This is a genomic window from Moraxella sp. DOX410 (assembly GCF_032248735.1).
Taxonomy (GTDB): domain Bacteria; phylum Pseudomonadota; class Gammaproteobacteria; order Pseudomonadales; family Moraxellaceae; genus Faucicola; species Faucicola tetraodonis.
Window position 1 is genome coordinate 259718 of record NZ_CP135138.1, and the last position, 16444, is coordinate 276161.

The following is a 16444-nucleotide window of genomic DNA, read 5'->3' on the forward strand; positions in this document are numbered from 1 at the left end:
GGAGTTTTCCATGAGTGAGATTAAAGTCCCCGTATTCCCAGAATCCGTTGCTGACGGTACAATTGTTGCTTGGAATTTTAATGAAGGCGACCAAGTAAGCCGTGACGCTGTATTGTGTGAAATCGAAACCGATAAAGTTGTGATGGAAGTGGTGGCACAAGCTGACGGTGTGCTTAGCAAAATTCTCAAACAAGTTGATGACACAGTGCTTTCTGCTGAAGTCATCGGTGAGCTGACTGAAGGCGCAACCGCGGCTGCACCAGCAAGCCAACCTGCTGAAACCCAAGCACCGGCTGCCCAAGCTGAAGCCGCGCCTGCAGCTGCACAACAAGCGCCTACCGCTCAAGCGACTTCTGAAGCAGATTATAAAGACCAAAGCCCAGCGGTTCGTAAAGCCGCGAATACCACAGGCGTCAATCCTGCAGACGTTGAAGGTTCAGGCCGTGGCGGTCGTGTGACCAAAGAAGACATGGCAAACCCAACCTTAAAAGCCAACAATGCAATTAAAGCAGACAACGGTCAAGTGGTTGCCAATGCCGTCGGTCAACGGGCAGACAAACGTGTGCCAATGACACGTTTACGCGCCCGTGTTGCTGAGCGTCTGTTAGCCGCTACCCAAGAAACTGCAATGTTGACCACGTTTAACGAAGTGAACATGAAACCTATCATGGACTTACGTAGTGAGTTCAAAGAGCGTTTTGAAAAACGTCACGGTGTAAAACTAGGTTTTATGTCATTGTTTGTAAAAGCTGCTACTGAAGCGTTAAAACGTTTTCCAGCGGTAAATGCCTCTATTGATGGCAGCGATATCGTTTATCATGGTTATTATGATGTGGGTGTTGCGGTATCTAGCGACCGTGGTCTTGTGGTGCCGGTATTACGTGACACTGATCAAATGGGTATGGCAGATATCGAACGTGCGATTGGTAACTATGCATCAAAAGCGCGTGAAGGTAAATTAGGCATTGAAGACATGACGGGTGGTACATTCACCATTACCAATGGTGGGGTATTTGGCTCATTGATGTCAACCCCAATCATCAATCCACCACAAACAGCGATTTTGGGTATGCATGCGACAAAAGAACGCCCAATGGCTGTTAATGGTGAAGTAGTAATTCTACCTATGATGTACTTGGCATTGTCGTATGACCATCGTTTAATTGATGGTAAAGAAGCCGTACAATTCTTGGTCACTATCAAAGAATTGGTTGAAAACCCAGCGATGCTACTTCTCGATTTATAATAAAGAAAGCCTGTATTGGCAAAGGTTGATACAGGCTTTTTTGTTTAACAACTTTAACAATAACAATTCAAATTTTTGGTGAAGATTATGAAAGAAAGCTATGATTTGGTAATTATCGGTGGTGGCCCTGGTGGCTATGAAGCAGCTATCCGCGCAGGCCAATTGGGTATGAGTGTGGCTTGTATCGAAAAACGTATTAATAAAGGTGAGCCAGCGTTAGGCGGTACCTGTTTGAACGTCGGTTGTATTCCTTCAAAAGCATTGCTAGACAGCTCACATCGCTACGAAGCAACAAAACATGATTTAGCCGACCACGGTATCACCACAGGTGAAGTGGCGATTGACATCAGCAAAATGTTAAGTCGTAAAGACGCTATCGTTAAACAATTAACCGGTGGTGTGGCTGCATTGTTAAAGGGTAACGGTGCTGATTGGCTACAAGGTACAGGTAAATTACTTGATGGTAAAGGTGCGGATAAACAAGTTGAATTTACTCCATTAGATGGTTCTGCGCCTACCACTATTACCGCTAAAAATGTGATTTTGGCCTCTGGTTCTGTGCCTATTGATATCCCTGTTGCCCCGATTGATAACGAATATATCGTTGATTCAACCGGTGCGTTAGACTTTACCGAAGTGCCTGCGCGTCTAGGCGTCATTGGTGGTGGTGTGATTGGTCTTGAACTAGGTTCGGTATGGCGTCGTTTGGGTAGTGAAGTTGTGGTATTTGAAGCCATGCCAGAATTTTTAGCAGCGGCGGACAAAGCCGTGAGCAAAGAAGCGGCAAAACTACTAAAAGCCCAAGGTATGGATATCCGTATTGATACCAAAGTCACTCAGGCTCAAGTAGAAAACGGTCAGGTACTTGTATCGTTTGACGCTAAAGGTCAAGCAGGACAAGAAACCTTCGATAAACTCATCGTTTGTGTGGGTCGTCGTGCTTATAAAGAAAACCTACTTGGCGAAAATTCAGGGGTAGAGCTCACTGAACGTGGTCTGGTAGCGGTGAATGACTTCTGTCAAACCAACCTTGATGGCGTATATGCAATCGGTGACTTGGTGCGTGGTCCAATGCTGGCACACAAAGCGATGGAAGAAGGCATGATGGCAGTTGAACGTATTCATGGTGAAAAAGTTCAAGTCAATTATGACACCATTATTAGCGTGATTTACACACACCCAGAAATTGCATGGGTTGGCTTGACTGAAGAACAAGCCAAAGAGCAAGGTCATGAAGTCAAAACAGGTCAATTCAGCCTAGCCGCCAATGGCCGTGCGTTAGCTGCTGGTGAAGGCCAAGGCTTTATCAAAGTGGTTGCCGATGCCAAAACTGACCGTTTACTGGGTATGCATGTCGTGTCAGCGGGCGCAGGCGATATCGTTCATCAAGGCATGATTGCGATGGAATTCGTATCAAGTATTGAAGACTTGCAATTGATGACGTTTGCTCACCCAACCATTTCTGAAGCAGTACACGAGGCGGTGCTGTCAGCGGATGGTCGCGCGATTCATGCGATTCAACGTAAGCGCAAATAACCTAGTTCACAAGCAACTGGGCTAATTAGCTTATGCATTAATAGTTTGAATAAAGCAGGTGAGCTAACCTCATTATCAACGAGGTTAGCTCACTGTTGACCACAATATTCAAAAATAATTTTAAAACAATGTAAACCAAAACCGAGAGGATAAATTCATGAATTTACATGAGTATCAAGCCAAAGAATTATTAAAAAGCTATGGATTGCCAGTACAAGAAGGTATCATCGCTAAAAATGGCGACGAAGCCGCAGCAGCGTTTGACAAAATGGCAGGCAACGCAGGTGCTGTGGTTGTCAAAGCCCAAGTACATGCCGGTGGGCGTGGTAAAGCGGGCGGCGTAAAAATCGCTAAAACGCGTGAAGAAGCCAAACAAATTGCTGAAGAATTAATTGGTAAAAACTTGGTAACTTACCAAACTGACGCCAACGGTCAACCTGTTAACAGCGTACTTATCGCCGAAGACATGTACCCAATCGCAACTGAATTGTACTTAGGTGCAGTCGTAGACCGTTCAGCACGCCGCGTGGTATTTATGGCGTCAACTGAAGGCGGTGTTGAAATTGAAAAAGTTGCCGAAGAAACCCCAGAAAAAATCTTGAAAGTAGAAGTTGACCCACTGGTAGGCTTACAACCTAGCCAAGCTCGTGAAGTCGCTTTCAAACTGGGTCTAAAAGACAAACAAATCAACGAATTTGCCAAATTGATGACAGGGGCTTATAAAGCCTTTACGGAAAATGACTTCGCGTTGTTTGAAATCAATCCATTAGCGGTTCGTAAATCTGGTGAATTAGCCTGTGTTGACGCCAAAATCGGCATCGACTCAAATGCCCTTTATCGCCTACCAAAAGTCGCTGAACAACGCGATAAATCACAAGAAAATGAGCGTGAATTAAAAGCCTCAGAATTTGACCTAAACTATGTTGCGCTTGAAGGTAACATCGGTTGTATGGTGAATGGCGCCGGTCTTGCGATGGCAACCATGGACATCATCAAACTATACGGCGGTCAACCTGCTAACTTCCTAGACGTAGGCGGCGGTGCGACCAAAGAACGTGTGGTTGAAGCGTTTAAATTGATTCTTGAAGACAAATCAGTACAAGGCGTACTCATCAATATTTTCGGTGGTATCGTACGTTGTGACATGATTGCTGAAGCGATTATCGAAGCGGTAAAAGAAGTCAATGTCACCGTACCTGTGGTTGTGCGTCTTGAAGGTAATAACGCTGAAAAAGGTGCGCAAATCCTACGTGATTCAGGTCTTAAATTAATTCCTGCTGAAGGTCTTTCTGAAGCCGGTCAAAAAATTGTTGATGCGGTTAATAATGCCTAATTAAGAAATTATAGGTATGAGCGAGTAGGGCTATGTGCCCTACTGGTTAATCGTTTAAATCAAACATAAAAAGTAAAAGGAAAAACAATGAGCGTATTAGTTGGAAAAGACACTAAAGTATTAGTGCAAGGTTTCACAGGTAAAAACGGTACTCTACACTCAGAGCAATCAATTGCTTATGGTACCAACATCGTTGGTGGTGTTACCCCAGGTAAAGGCGGTACAACCCACCTTGATCGTCCAGTATTCGATACCATGGATGAAGCAGTAACAGCAACGGGTGCCAATGCCTCTGTTATCTTTGTACCAGCACCATTTGTATTGGACTCAATCGTTGAAGCGATTAACTCTGGCGTAAAATTGATTGTGGTCATCACCGAAGGTGTACCTACCCTAGATATGCTAAAAGCCAAACGTTACTTAGAAAACGTCAACGCTGACCTACAAGCCAAGGGCGAAGAAATCATCCGTATGGTAGGTCCAAACTGTCCAGGCGTGATCAGCCCAGGTAAATGCAAAATCGGTATCATGCCAGGTCACATTCACCAAGAAGGTAAAGTCGGTATCATCTCACGTTCTGGTACATTGACTTATGAAGCGGTGGCTCAAACCACTAAACTTGGCTTTGGTCAATCAACCTGTATCGGTATCGGTGGTGACCCAATCCCAGGTATGAACCAAATCGACGCATTGAAATTGCTTCAAGACGACCCACAAACCGAAGCGATTGTATTGATCGGTGAAATCGGTGGTACGGCTGAAGAAGAAGCGGCTGCATACGTTAAAGACCACGTGACTAAACCTGTTATTGGTTATATCGCAGGTGTCACCGCACCAAAAGGTAAACGTATGGGCCATGCCGGTGCGATTATCTCTGGTGGTAAAGGTACAGCGGAAGAAAAATTCAAAGCCTTTGAAGAGGCTGGTATTGCTTATACCCGTGACCCTTCAAAAATCGGTGAAAAAGTAAAAGAAGTTACTGGTTGGTAATCATCAGCTATTTTGACTAATCAAAAGCAGATAATCATTGGGTTATCTGCTTTTTTATTATCCGCTAGTGTTAGCAAACGCTGGTGTTAGCAAAATACCTTCAATCAATTTTAATAATGTATTTAAAATACTTGGGCAGATAAAATATTTGCCATAAAAATATGTTAAGCTTGATATAAACTATTTGAACAACTTGTCTTATTAAGAGTCACTATGTCGAAAAAAATCACTCACGCTGTTATTCCTGTGGCAGGGTTTGGCACGCGTATGTTACCACTATCAAAAGCCGTGCCAAAAGAATTACTACCACTTGGCAATAAACCAGCCATTCAATATGTCGTTGAAGAAGCGATTGCCGCAGGTTTAACCAATATTGTCTTGGTCAATCATGCGCAAAAAACCGCCATTGAAAACTATTTTGACATCAATAGCGAGCTTGATACCCAGTTACGGGGTAAAGGTAAAGTGGCGCTAGCAGATAGTTTAAACTGGCTACCTGCAGGGGTCACGGTTACCAGTGTGCGCCAAGGCAAACCGTTAGGATTAGGGCATGCGGTCTTGCAAGCCCGTGCCATTGTAGGTGATGAGCCATTTGCTGTACTATTACCCGATGTGATTTTGAACCCCTATAACACTGACTATACTCAGCAGAATTTAGCCTACATGCTACAGCAGTTTGCCAAGCAGCAGCATTCACAGATATTGGTTGATCCAGTGAAAGAAAGTGATATTCATAAATATGGCATTGCCAAGCTAGCCAGCACACAAATGGTAGCGAAGTCTGAACAAAACCAATCGTTTGCTGTGACGGGGTTTGTGGAAAAACCCAAAGCTGAGGACGCGCCCTCTAACTTGGCTGTCGTTGGGCGCTATGTGTTTAATAATGCTATTTTTGATTATCTAGCCAACACGCAGCCAAGTGTGGGTGGGGAAATTCAGCTGACCGATGCCATTGATGCGCTTATTAGCACGCAAGGGGTGGACGTGGTTAGCATGGTGGGTAACAGCTTTGATGCAGGTGACATGAATAGCTATTTACAAGCCGTGGGTTATTTTGCCACCCAATTGGGTATTGAAGCGTTTCAACATACAGCAAATTAATATAGGGTCATAGGCGAATGTCAACCGATACAAGTACGAATGGTACATGGCAAACACTGTCTACTCAAGCAGATAGTATGGCCACGCTTAATCAACTGTTTAGCCAGCAATCCAATCGCGGCTTACAGTACCGCGTTGCTGCGTGCGACATGATCATGGATTTTAGTAAACAAAAAATTGATGCGGCTGTGCTTAGTAATTTAATCACACTGGCAAATGAGCGTGAGTTAGCGCAAGAAATCCATCGGCTGATGACAGGTGAAATCGTGAATGATACTGAGCATCGCCCTGCACTGCATACTGCGCTAAGACAGCCGCAAGGCGAGCAAGTTTGGGTCGAAGGTGTCAATGTCATTGAGCAGGTGCATACCAGCTTGCAAAAAGCGGAAAAGTTGGTGGAGCGGATTCGTAATGGGGTCTGGCGTGGGTATTCTGGTCAGGCAATCACCGATGTCGTGAATATCGGGGTGGGCGGCTCAGATCTAGGGCCAGTGATGGCAACAACGGCACTAAAAGAATGGACAGATACCCCTATCAGTGTGCATTTTGTCTCCAATATGGATGGCACCCAGCTCGATAGTTTGCTCAAGGTATTAAATCCGCAAACCACGCTGTTTATTATCTCGTCGAAATCATTTTCTACCATTGATACGCTGTCCAATGCTAAGACAGCGATGTCGTGGTTGTTAGCCAGTCATGATAACAAAGCCACTATTTTGCGTCGTCATTTTATTGGGATTTCTACCAAAGCGGATAAGATGACAGAATGGGGTATCCATGTCGATAACCAACTAATGCTCTGGGATTGGGTTGGGGGTCGATTTTCCATGTGGTCGGTGATTGGACTGGCGATTGCCATAAAAATTGGCATGCACAATTTTTATGAGCTGCTAGCAGGAGCCTACGAGATGGATCGGCATTTTGCCACCGCCGATTTTGCTCAAAACATGCCGGTGTTGTTAGGGCTACTCGGTGTTTGGAACAGTACTTTTTTACACATTAACGCCCATACGGTGTTACCTTATGATGGTCGGTTATCTTTTTTTCCTAACTACTTAACCCAGCTTGAGATGGAGAGTAACGGTAAATCCGTCAATCGCCAAGGTGAGGCAGTGACTTACAGTACTTGTCCGATTTTGTGGGGTGATATTGGCTCCAATGCCCAGCATGCGTTTTATCAGTTGCTGCATCAAGGCACACAGGCAGTCAGTTGTGATTTTATTGCCCCAATCAAACGCTACGCAGATGCCCAAACAATCAATAAAAACTTGCTTGAGCAGCATGGACTTTCGCTTGCCAACTGCTTAGCGCAAAGCCAAGTGCTGGCGTTTGGCAATGCCGCCATCAAAGACAGCAATAGTGGTATGGATAAATTCAAACATTATCGCGGCAATCAGCCGTCAACGACCATTCTACTTAAACAGCTGACCCCAAGAACGTTAGGGTCATTGATTGCGCTGTATGAGCACAAAGTATTTGTTATGTCAGTCATTTGGCAGATTAACCCATTTGACCAGTGGGGGGTCGAAGTGGGTAAAGTGATGGCTAATGCCGTCTTTGATGCCTTGGTATCAACGCAAGAATTATCGCCGCAACAAGCGCAGCCATTTGATAGCTCAACCAATCAGTTGCTAAATACCATTAAAACAACCTTTGCAAGCTGATGATAGATAGGGATAAAAGAAGAAAACAATGACAAAAACTGTATATGTAATTGGCAGTACCAATGAATCAATCAATGCTTGTATTTTGCTTGCCACCCTTGAATACCAAGTGAGGCTATTGACCGATGACGATAGCCTTCAGCAGGTCATGAATGATTACCAGTTTGATCGGCAGATGGTGCTACTGTGGCAATTGTACCAATCTCAAGGCAACATCATTACCCAGCCTTTGCCAACCCATGATTTTTCAGCTTATGTCAGCGCAGATGATATTTGGTTGTTTGTCGATGGTGTGTCAGCGCAGGCGCTTGACCAATTTGGCTCATTTCATTTTAACCCAACCACCCAGATTATCATCAGCGGTGTCAAAGCCATGGGTGAGATTGAACAATTCGCCCGCAAATTGACGACTACTTGGGTGTATTATCTTCCGTTTATTTTTATGAAAGATGGGGCGAATTTTAGTTCTTTTTTCCAAGCCGATTTGGCACTGATTGGTGAAAAAACGCAAGGCAGTAGCGCGCACAACAACATTTTGCTGTTTTTCATTGAAAAAAGTGACAAGCACTTTATTACTGATATCAAAACGGCAGAATTTGCGCGCAGTAGTATCATGGGAATGTTGGCAACACGCTTATCTTTCATGAATGAAATGGCGCGTCTTGCCGCCAGTGAACAGGTCAATATCAAACAAGTTGAGCAAATCCTTGGGCTTGATAAACGCATTGGTAAAGATTATCTCAAAGCAGGTTGGGGATTTGGTGGCAAGTCATTACCGCTAGAATTGGATTTTTTGATTGATGGTTTTAAGCGCAATCAAGTGGAGACGTCATTGCTAGAGGCGGTAAAATCGATTAATGAAGACCAAAAAGAGCTGATTTTCCGTGAATTTTGGCAATATTTTGATGGTTTTATCGAAAATAAAACGGTGATGATTTGGGGCTCAGGCTATCGTAATGGTACAGGACGCACCATCCATTCAGCGTTTCACCCACTCATTAAATTATTGTGGTCATACAATATCAAGACGATTGTGTATGCCAACAATACCAAAGAAGAATTGTTAGAGTTGTACGGTAATCATCCGCTGTTTTCATTGACTGACGATGCCTATGCGCTGCTTACGCAAGTGCAAGCGTTGTTTATTGTCAATTGGTCGCTACCAATCAAGCCGGATATCAATCGTTTAAATAACATTGCATTACCCATTTTTGATGCAAAAAATACGTTAACCGAACCACAAATTCAGCAGCTCGTTGGTTTTTATGCGGGTATAGGCTGTAAAAAATAGGCAAAACAATGACCAATCAAAGCAAAAAAATCTTAGTCACTGGCGGGGCAGGCTATATCGGCTCACATACGTTAATTGAGCTAATTGCCGCAGGCTTCACCCCTGTGGTGTATGATAATTTATCCAATAGTAGCCAGACTTCGCTGGCTCGTGTAGAGCAAATTGTGGGGCAGTCTATTGAATTTATCGAAGGCGATATTTTGGACACACCGCTGCTTGCCAAAACCTTTGCCGCGCATGACTTCACTGCGGTGATTCATTTTGCAGGACTAAAGGCGGTCGGTGAATCGGTTGCCAAGCCACTTTGGTATTATCAAAACAATGTCGCAGGCACGCTCAATCTACTCGATGCGATGGCCAAAGCCCAAGTAAAAAACTTGATTTTCTCGTCATCCGCAACCGTGTATGGTGACCCAGAAGCCTTGCCGATTGTCGAATCCTCACCGCGTTCTGCGACCAATCCGTATGGGCAAAGCAAGCTGATGATTGAATATATGCTTGAAGACTTGGCAAAATCAGATAACCACTGGCAATTAATTTCACTGCGCTATTTTAATCCCATTGGTGCCCACCATACCGGAACCATAGGGGAAAATCCCAATGGTATTCCAAACAATTTGATGCCGTATGTCAGCCAAGTGGCAGTGGGCAAGCTGCCGCAGTTAAGCGTGTTTGGCAATGATTACGATACCGTGGATGGGACAGGCGTGCGAGATTACATCCATGTGGTTGATTTGGCAAAAGGGCATGTCGCCGCTTTACAGTATTTGGAAAACCAAACCCAGCTCGGATTTGAGCCGATTAACTTGGGGACAGGTAAAGGGACATCTGTATTACAATTGGTCAATGCCTTTATCAAAACCACTGGTCAATCCGTGCCTTATAGCATAGCGCCAAGACGACCTGGCGACATTGCCAGTTGTTATGCCAGTAGTGATAAAGCCAAGCATCTGTTGGGCTGGCAAGCTGAGTTTGATATCGAGCGTATGTGTACCGACACTTGGCGTTGGCAAAGCCAAAACCCTAAAGGTTATGACGATTAAGCACCCCTTTAGTATTATTGAATATTAACGACGGTTTTATGACCGTCTTTTTTATGGCTAGGTTTTATCAAAGATGAGCATTTTTATCATAAAACTTAGCCAAGGTTATGATTTTACTTGACCCTAGGCTTGCTTCAGCGATAATAGGGGAATAGATAAATTATGATTTTTATTTGTTTTACCCTAGCGATTGTTTAGCGAATTTCTTTTTTCTTATTGTCCCATTGAGCCTGTTATGACTGTTAGCGCACCTGAATTTATCCATGAAACTGTTTTGCTAAAAGAAACGGTGGCAAGTGTGCTCAATGTAACTGTAGCGGCGCTAGAAACAGGAACCATCAAAAAAACGGGCACCTTTGTCGATGCCACATTTGGGCGCGGTGGGCACAGCCGATTGCTGTTAACTTATTTGGATAAAGACAGTCGTCTGCTCGTGTTTGATAAAGACCCCCAAGCCATACAAACGGCGCAAGCATTGGCAGCCAGTGATGCGCGCGTGATAGTGATTCATGATAGTTTTGCCAAACTGCAAGACAATCTGCAGCGATTAGGGATTGAACAGGTCGATGGGATTATGGCAGATTTGGGCGTGTCCTCGCCGCAGCTGGATGACGGTAGCCGCGGCTTTAGCTTTATGCGCGATGGGGCAGTTGATATGCGCATGGATACCACTCGTGGCGAATCGGTCGCCCAATGGTTAAAACGCGTGGATGAAACCGTGCTTGCCGATGTGCTGTATAACTACGGCGAAGAACGACACAGCCGCCGTATTGCAAGGGCAATCAAACAAATGGAGCACTATGATTCTACCCTAGCGCTGGCAGAAACCATCAAGCAGGCGCATCCCAATTGGCAAAAAGGCAAGCACCCTGCCACCCAAAGTTTTCAAGCCATGCGTATTTTTATCAATAATGAACTCGGCGATATCGATAGCTTTTTGGCTCAATCGCTCATCGCGCTTAAGGTCGGGGGACGCTTGGCGGTGATTAGTTTTCATTCGCTAGAAGACCGCATCATCAAGCAGTTTTTGCAAAAACACAGTAAAGGTCAATATCCTGAAGATGCCAATTTGCCGATGCCACCCAAACGCCCCAAACTCCTATCTAAGCCTGAGCGTGTCGCCCCGTTGGCTACTGAAATAAAAACCAACCCGCGTGCCAGAAGTGCTTTGCTTCGGTCAGCCACCCGATTGTAAAAGCAGCCGTTTTTGTAACATGATATTTATAACAAACAATAAAAAGCGATTGCATTAACCAAACTTAGATGGGTTGCGTTATAATGACTTGTTTTATCTTGATACCCTGCTATTTGATATAAAAAGCTCTTTGATATAAAAATGCCAAAATCTCAGCCCCTGCCTCCCATGACGAGTAAACCCATGTCAAATGGCCGCGATAACCAAAATTCGCTCAAAAAAACGCGTCTTTTCTCCGCCAAAAATAACGACGCAACGGTAAAAAATAACACGACGATGAAAAAAAGCAGTGAAGGCTTGGGTGCCAGTATTAGCGAGATGCTCGATACCGAGTATCGCGGCGTTAGTCTATATACGGTTGCGATGATGCTATTAGTGATTGCGATTTTGTGGACAGGGGTGAGCGTCGTCGAGCAAATCCAAACTTATCACCAACAATATGGCGAGCTGCAAAAACTCAAAAAACAATTTCGCCATCTGCAAATGGAACACCAACGTATGCTGATTGAGCAGCAAACTTTTAGCGCTACCCCGCAAGTGACCAACCGCGCGGTGACCGAACTCAATATGTTTTACCCTAACTTGTCCGATCGTATGATTATTCACGACAACAAAGTCACGGTATTTACTAGTGACGCCAGCAGCAACGAGTCTAACACTCCAGCTATCAATCCAGAAACGCAGCATTGATGAGGCAACCGCGTGACTATTCGTAATAAAAAATCGATACCCACCAAAGTTGCCAATGCCATGTCAGGGCGACCCACCAAAGTGCCTGTGCTCAAAGTCACTGCCCCTAAAATTAATGCGTCAAAGCGTCGTAGTGGTGCATCACGCCAAGGCAGCATTGAAGAAGATGCCATTCGCTTTAAGTCCATTTGGATAGCGATGGGGCTGGTATTTGTAGCGATTTTTGGGCGATTGGCATACATCCAAGTCATTAATAAGTCCTACTATCAAGGTAAAGGTAATTCGCTCATTACCACCGTCAAAAAAGAGCCGTCTTACCGGGGTATGATCACCGACCGCAATAACATGCCGCTTGCGATTTCAGCGCCATTAACCTCTGCGTATTTTAGTCCGCATGATTATGCGGTGGAATACTATGAGCTCAAAGCGCGCCAACAAGAATTGCAAAAGTCTAAACCGAGTAAATCGGTCAGCCGTGAGCTTGAGCGCGTTGCAAAACGCTTGCAGAACATGGATTTAGCAAAACTTTCGGCATTGACAGGCATTAGCGTCAGCGAATTTAAAAATGCGGTACGTATCAATGACAACATCAATCTTGCCGATAAAGAGGCAATCAAAGCCGTATTGCCCACGGGCGCAGGGTCGCATTATTTTCCATTGATGAAAAATGTGCAACCTGAAGCAGCACAGCCGCTCATTGATGCCAATTTTGCTGGGGTCAGTACCGACACGTTTTATCAGCGCTACTACCCACAGCCACAGCCGAATGCCCAATTATTGGGCTTTATGGCGCGTACCAACATGACAGATGGCACGCATTACCAAGGGCAAGCTGGGGTAGAGCGCGTATTTAATGACATGCTATCGGGCAAAGATGGCGAAGTCATGGTCATGCGTGATGCCAAAAACAACAGCATTAAAGAAATCGAACAAGTCAAACCTGAGGTCGCTGGCAAGGACTTACAACTAACCGTTGATTCACGGCTACAATATATCTTGTACCAAGAACTTGAAAAAGTCGGACGTGTGCAGCAAGCGCGCTGGGCAGCGGGTATGATTGTTGATGTTAACTCCGGTGAAGTGATGGCGATGTCCAACTGGCCGTCGTTTAACGCCAATGACTTAAATAGCTTATCCAATGAAAACCAGCGTAACCATGCCTTGATGGATGTATTTGAACCCGGTTCGGTGATGAAACCCATCACCGTTGCCACGGGCTTAAAGTCAGGACAGTACAATGCCAACTCACTGGTTAATACCAGTCCAGGGAGCATGGTGGTGCAAGGGCATACTATTCGTGACCATGGCAATTTAGGTACCATTAGCCTGCGTACCCTACTGCAAAAATCGAGTAATATCGGCTCAGCAAAAATTGCCCTTTCTTTGCCTGCCACTGCGATGAGTGATACGCAAAAAGCCTTTGGGTTCGGCGCAAAAACCAACCTAAAATTACCCGGTGAATCTGCAGGTCTAGTGCCAACGCCTGAGCAAAATGAAATCGCACGCCGCGCAACTGTGTCGTACGGTTACGGTCTACAAGTTACGCTCGCCCAGCTTGCGCAGGCTTACAGTGTGCTAGGTGCAGGGGGCGTAATGCATCCATTGACGCTCCTTAAAAGTACCCGTGATAACGCGCTCAATAGCAGTAGTACCAATAATGTCTCCGTTCCTTTTGCCAAACCTGCCGCCAAGCAAGTCATCAAAACCAGCGATGCCCTTACCATTGTCGATATGATGACGTCAGTCACTGAGCCTGGTGGTACGGCAACCTTAGCCGCCATCGATGGCTATCGTGTGGCGGGTAAAACCGGTACGGCAAGACGCACCAATCCCAAAGGCGGTTATTATAACGACCAATACCGCACCGCGTTTGTCGGTATTGCCCCTGCTTCCAACCCACGTTTTGTGGTGGCTATCATGGTTGAAGACCCGCGTGTTTACAAATTTGGTGGTTTGGTTGCAGCACCCGTGTTCCGCAGTGTGATGAAAGAAGCCTTGCGTTTGTACAATGTGCCGTTTGACAAGCCGCTATCGGGTAAAGAAACCACTGCCGCCAGCATCGAAAGTGTCAATGACTTATAACAACCCTATGGAAAAAGCTATGATTACGTTGCAACCGATGATGTCTGCGCTATCGCTACCAGAAAGCGTGCGACAACTGTTAAACCCTGTCATGAATCAACCATTTGGGCAGTTTGTGGTCGATAGCCGTCAAGTGGGTCAGGGCGATGTATTTGTATTGCTAAAAAGTCAAAACGCGACCGACAGCCTCGATTTGGAAAAAGTTGCAGGTTATCTTGCTCAAGTCTCAGACAAAGCGGCGTTTGTGTTGTCAGAAATTGATGTATCCGCGATCCAGTCGCAGTTTATGTTGCCGATTATTTATTTGCCCACCATTCGTGATTTTTTAGGTTCTCTGATTCAAACCAGTTTGCAACAGCAACATCCCACCCAGTTGCCGGCGGTCATCGCGGTGACAGGCACCAATGGCAAGACCACGGTAAGCCAACTGGTCGCCCAACTCATCAGTCAATCGGGCATCAAAACTGCGGTCATGGGCACGGCAGGTAATGGCGTGCTTGGTGAAAAAGGGGCGCCCAATCTTACCCCAAGTACCCACACCACCCTAGAAGTCTTTAATCTGCAACATGCGATTGATGATTTTGCCAAGCAAGGCGTACAAGCCTTAGCCATTGAAGCCAGCTCTCATGGCTTACACCAGCAGCGGCTGCAAGGCGTACCTGTCAACGTGGCGATATTTACCAATTTAAGTCGTGATCATCTCGACTATCATACTGACATGGACGATTATGCGCAGGCGAAAGCGCGACTGTTTGATAAAGCGCATTTTCCCACCCTCACTCACGCGATTATTAATTTAGATGATGAATTTAGTGAATTGATGATTGAGGCAGCTAACGCATCCCATTTAACCGTGTGGACGTATAGTTTGACCAATGACAAAGCCGATTTTTTTGCCAAGGCTATCCTGCCTAGCTTGCAAGGGGGTGATTTGACCATTGCTCTTTCAAAGGCTGTCACGCCACAAGGTGAATTAACGGTGAACAGTCCATTGTTAGGGCGATTTAATGTGGCTAATTTGTTGGCGAGTATCGCAGGCGCCTTAGCGTTATCACAAAGTGCCGCGATGGGATTGAGTGTGGCGCAAATCCAAGCGGCAGTGCCAAAGCTTCGCGGCGCCACAGGTCGTATGGATCGGGTGCCATCGACCAGCAGCTGTTTTATCGTGGATTATGCGCATACGCCAGACGCGCTAGAGCAGGTGTTGACCAGTTTAAAATCGCACTGTACAGGTGAGCTGTGGGCGGTATTTGGCTGTGGTGGCGACCGTGATAAGGGTAAACGTCCACTGATGGCGCAAGCAGGACTGCGCCTGGCTGACAAAGTGATTTTGACTGCCGATAACCCACGCAGTGAAGACCCTAACGCGATTTTGAACGATATGCAAGCGGGCATGACTTGCCAGCAGCACTATCAAGCCATTATCGAGCCAGACCGTCAAAAGGCCATTGAATATGCGGTGCAGCATGCCAAGCCTAACGATATCGTGGTGATTGCAGGCAAAGGGCATGAAACCTATCAAGAAATCAAAGGGGTACGCCACGATTTTGATGATAAAGTGATGGTGAAAAATGCCATTGACAAATTTGGCAAATAACTTAGCCTAGCATCATGAAAAAAATCTACCTAATCCGTCATGCCCAAAGCGAGTCCAATGCAGGGCAAGCAGTGCGCCCCAATCATGCCATCAATCTTACTGACGTTGGCAAGACGCAAGCGCAAGCATTGGCGGAGTGGCTCACTGACCATATCAGCGAGCCAGTCACCGAGATTTTTGTCTCTCAGTATCTTCGCACCCAGCAAACGGCTCAGCCTTATCTACAACGCACTAAGCGCACAGCCACTGTCATCGATGAATTGCACGAATTTAACTTTTTGGATTTTGACACCATCAAGGATTTGTCATTTGATGACATTCGTGTGATTGCCGATGATTTTTGGCAACAGCATTCTGCGCACCGAGCCAGTGAGCTGACGGACAGTTTTGAGCATTTTGTAGCGCGGGTACAAAAGGTGCGCGCGTATTTTGATGCCTTGCCCGATGGCACCTATCTAGTATTTACCCATGGCATGTGGATTGGCATGCTTATCTGGCAACTGCTAATTGGCGATAGCCCGCGTCTATATAATATGAAAAAATTCCGTGAGTTTGAACTGGCAACGCGCCCCAAAAATTGCGAAGTGTTGTTGCTCGCTGCTGCAGGAATCAAGAAAGTATGGGTGCGCAATGATGGGCAAGATGACGAGATTCGCTAGTAATAAACTATAACAAG

The 16444-nt window shown here is 45.6% G+C and carries 13 protein-coding genes; all 13 read left to right on the plus strand.

Going from position 1 to position 16444, the window contains the following annotated elements; translation table 11 throughout:
- Positions 1-10: 10 nt before the first annotated feature.
- The 13 genes from odhB (at position 11) to RNZ41_RS01260 (ending at position 16427) form a co-directional block, all read left to right on the plus strand.
- The gene (gene odhB / locus RNZ41_RS01200) at positions 11-1246 is read left to right on the plus strand and encodes a 2-oxoglutarate dehydrogenase complex dihydrolipoyllysine-residue succinyltransferase (protein ID WP_219333293.1); all 1236 of its coding nucleotides are present in this window, start codon (positions 11-13) and stop codon (positions 1244-1246) included.
- Between the two features lie 87 nt (positions 1247-1333).
- Positions 1334-2782 carry a dihydrolipoyl dehydrogenase gene (gene lpdA, locus RNZ41_RS01205; protein ID WP_007115063.1) on the plus strand — a complete coding sequence of 483 codons (1449 nt, stop codon included), beginning with the start codon at positions 1334-1336 and terminating at the stop codon, positions 2780-2782.
- A 157-nt stretch (positions 2783-2939) separates the two neighbouring features.
- Positions 2940-4115 (plus strand): ADP-forming succinate--CoA ligase subunit beta, encoded by a 1176-nt coding sequence (gene sucC, locus RNZ41_RS01210; protein WP_007115062.1) that lies wholly within the window; start codon positions 2940-2942, stop codon positions 4113-4115.
- An 87-nt stretch (positions 4116-4202) separates the two neighbouring features.
- Positions 4203-5105: a succinate--CoA ligase subunit alpha gene (sucD, locus tag RNZ41_RS01215; RefSeq protein ID WP_007115061.1), complete on the plus strand. Its 903-nt coding sequence runs from the start codon at positions 4203-4205 to the stop codon at positions 5103-5105.
- 213 nt (positions 5106-5318) lie between these two features.
- Complete coding sequence (locus RNZ41_RS01220; protein WP_314027374.1) at positions 5319-6206, plus strand: UTP--glucose-1-phosphate uridylyltransferase; 888 nt, start codon at positions 5319-5321, stop codon at positions 6204-6206.
- A gap of 17 nt (positions 6207-6223) precedes the next feature.
- Positions 6224-7870 (plus strand): glucose-6-phosphate isomerase, encoded by a 1647-nt coding sequence (gene pgi / locus RNZ41_RS01225; RefSeq protein ID WP_314027375.1) that lies wholly within the window; start codon positions 6224-6226, stop codon positions 7868-7870.
- Positions 7871-7898: 28 nt separating this feature from the next.
- The gene (locus RNZ41_RS01230; RefSeq protein WP_282850095.1) at positions 7899-9161 is read left to right on the plus strand and encodes a UDP-glucose 6-dehydrogenase; all 1263 of its coding nucleotides are present in this window, start codon (positions 7899-7901) and stop codon (positions 9159-9161) included.
- Between the two features lie 8 nt (positions 9162-9169).
- Entirely contained in the window at positions 9170-10204 is a 1035-nt protein-coding gene (gene galE, locus RNZ41_RS01235; protein ID WP_314027376.1) for a UDP-glucose 4-epimerase GalE, read from the plus strand.
- Positions 10205-10439: 235 nt separating this feature from the next.
- Positions 10440-11399 (plus strand): 16S rRNA (cytosine(1402)-N(4))-methyltransferase RsmH, encoded by a 960-nt coding sequence (gene rsmH / locus RNZ41_RS01240; RefSeq protein ID WP_314027377.1) that lies wholly within the window; start codon positions 10440-10442, stop codon positions 11397-11399.
- A gap of 183 nt (positions 11400-11582) precedes the next feature.
- Positions 11583-12089 (plus strand): cell division protein FtsL, encoded by a 507-nt coding sequence (ftsL, locus tag RNZ41_RS01245; RefSeq protein WP_256999104.1) that lies wholly within the window; start codon positions 11583-11585, stop codon positions 12087-12089.
- Between the two features lie 12 nt (positions 12090-12101).
- Positions 12102-14171, plus strand: coding sequence for a peptidoglycan D,D-transpeptidase FtsI family protein (locus tag RNZ41_RS01250; protein WP_314027378.1), 2070 nt, complete (start codon positions 12102-12104; stop codon positions 14169-14171).
- A 19-nt stretch (positions 14172-14190) separates the two neighbouring features.
- Positions 14191-15768, plus strand: coding sequence for a UDP-N-acetylmuramoyl-L-alanyl-D-glutamate--2,6-diaminopimelate ligase (locus tag RNZ41_RS01255; RefSeq protein WP_282841733.1), 1578 nt, complete (start codon positions 14191-14193; stop codon positions 15766-15768).
- A gap of 14 nt (positions 15769-15782) precedes the next feature.
- The gene (locus RNZ41_RS01260; RefSeq protein WP_309592810.1) at positions 15783-16427 is read left to right on the plus strand and encodes a histidine phosphatase family protein; all 645 of its coding nucleotides are present in this window, start codon (positions 15783-15785) and stop codon (positions 16425-16427) included.
- Positions 16428-16444: the final 17 nt, after the last annotated feature.

Excerpts from the sequence above, each read along its gene's own strand:
- odhB (WP_219333293.1), top strand. The coding sequence starts at position 11 with ATGAGTGAGATTAAAGTCCCCGTATTCCCAGAATCCGTTGCTGACGGT.
- lpdA (WP_007115063.1), top strand. The coding sequence starts at position 1,334 with ATGAAAGAAAGCTATGATTTGGTAATTATCGGTGGTGGCCCTGGTGGC.
- sucC (WP_007115062.1), top strand. The coding sequence starts at position 2,940 with ATGAATTTACATGAGTATCAAGCCAAAGAATTATTAAAAAGCTATGGA.
- sucD (WP_007115061.1), top strand. The coding sequence starts at position 4,203 with ATGAGCGTATTAGTTGGAAAAGACACTAAAGTATTAGTGCAAGGTTTC.
- RNZ41_RS01220 (WP_314027374.1), top strand. The coding sequence starts at position 5,319 with ATGTCGAAAAAAATCACTCACGCTGTTATTCCTGTGGCAGGGTTTGGC.
- pgi (WP_314027375.1), top strand. The coding sequence starts at position 6,224 with ATGTCAACCGATACAAGTACGAATGGTACATGGCAAACACTGTCTACT.
- RNZ41_RS01230 (WP_282850095.1), top strand. The coding sequence starts at position 7,899 with ATGACAAAAACTGTATATGTAATTGGCAGTACCAATGAATCAATCAAT.
- galE (WP_314027376.1), top strand. The coding sequence starts at position 9,170 with ATGACCAATCAAAGCAAAAAAATCTTAGTCACTGGCGGGGCAGGCTAT.
- rsmH (WP_314027377.1), top strand. The coding sequence starts at position 10,440 with ATGACTGTTAGCGCACCTGAATTTATCCATGAAACTGTTTTGCTAAAA.
- ftsL (WP_256999104.1), top strand. The coding sequence starts at position 11,583 with ATGTCAAATGGCCGCGATAACCAAAATTCGCTCAAAAAAACGCGTCTT.
- RNZ41_RS01255 (WP_282841733.1), top strand. The coding sequence starts at position 14,191 with ATGATTACGTTGCAACCGATGATGTCTGCGCTATCGCTACCAGAAAGC.
- RNZ41_RS01260 (WP_309592810.1), top strand. The coding sequence starts at position 15,783 with ATGAAAAAAATCTACCTAATCCGTCATGCCCAAAGCGAGTCCAATGCA.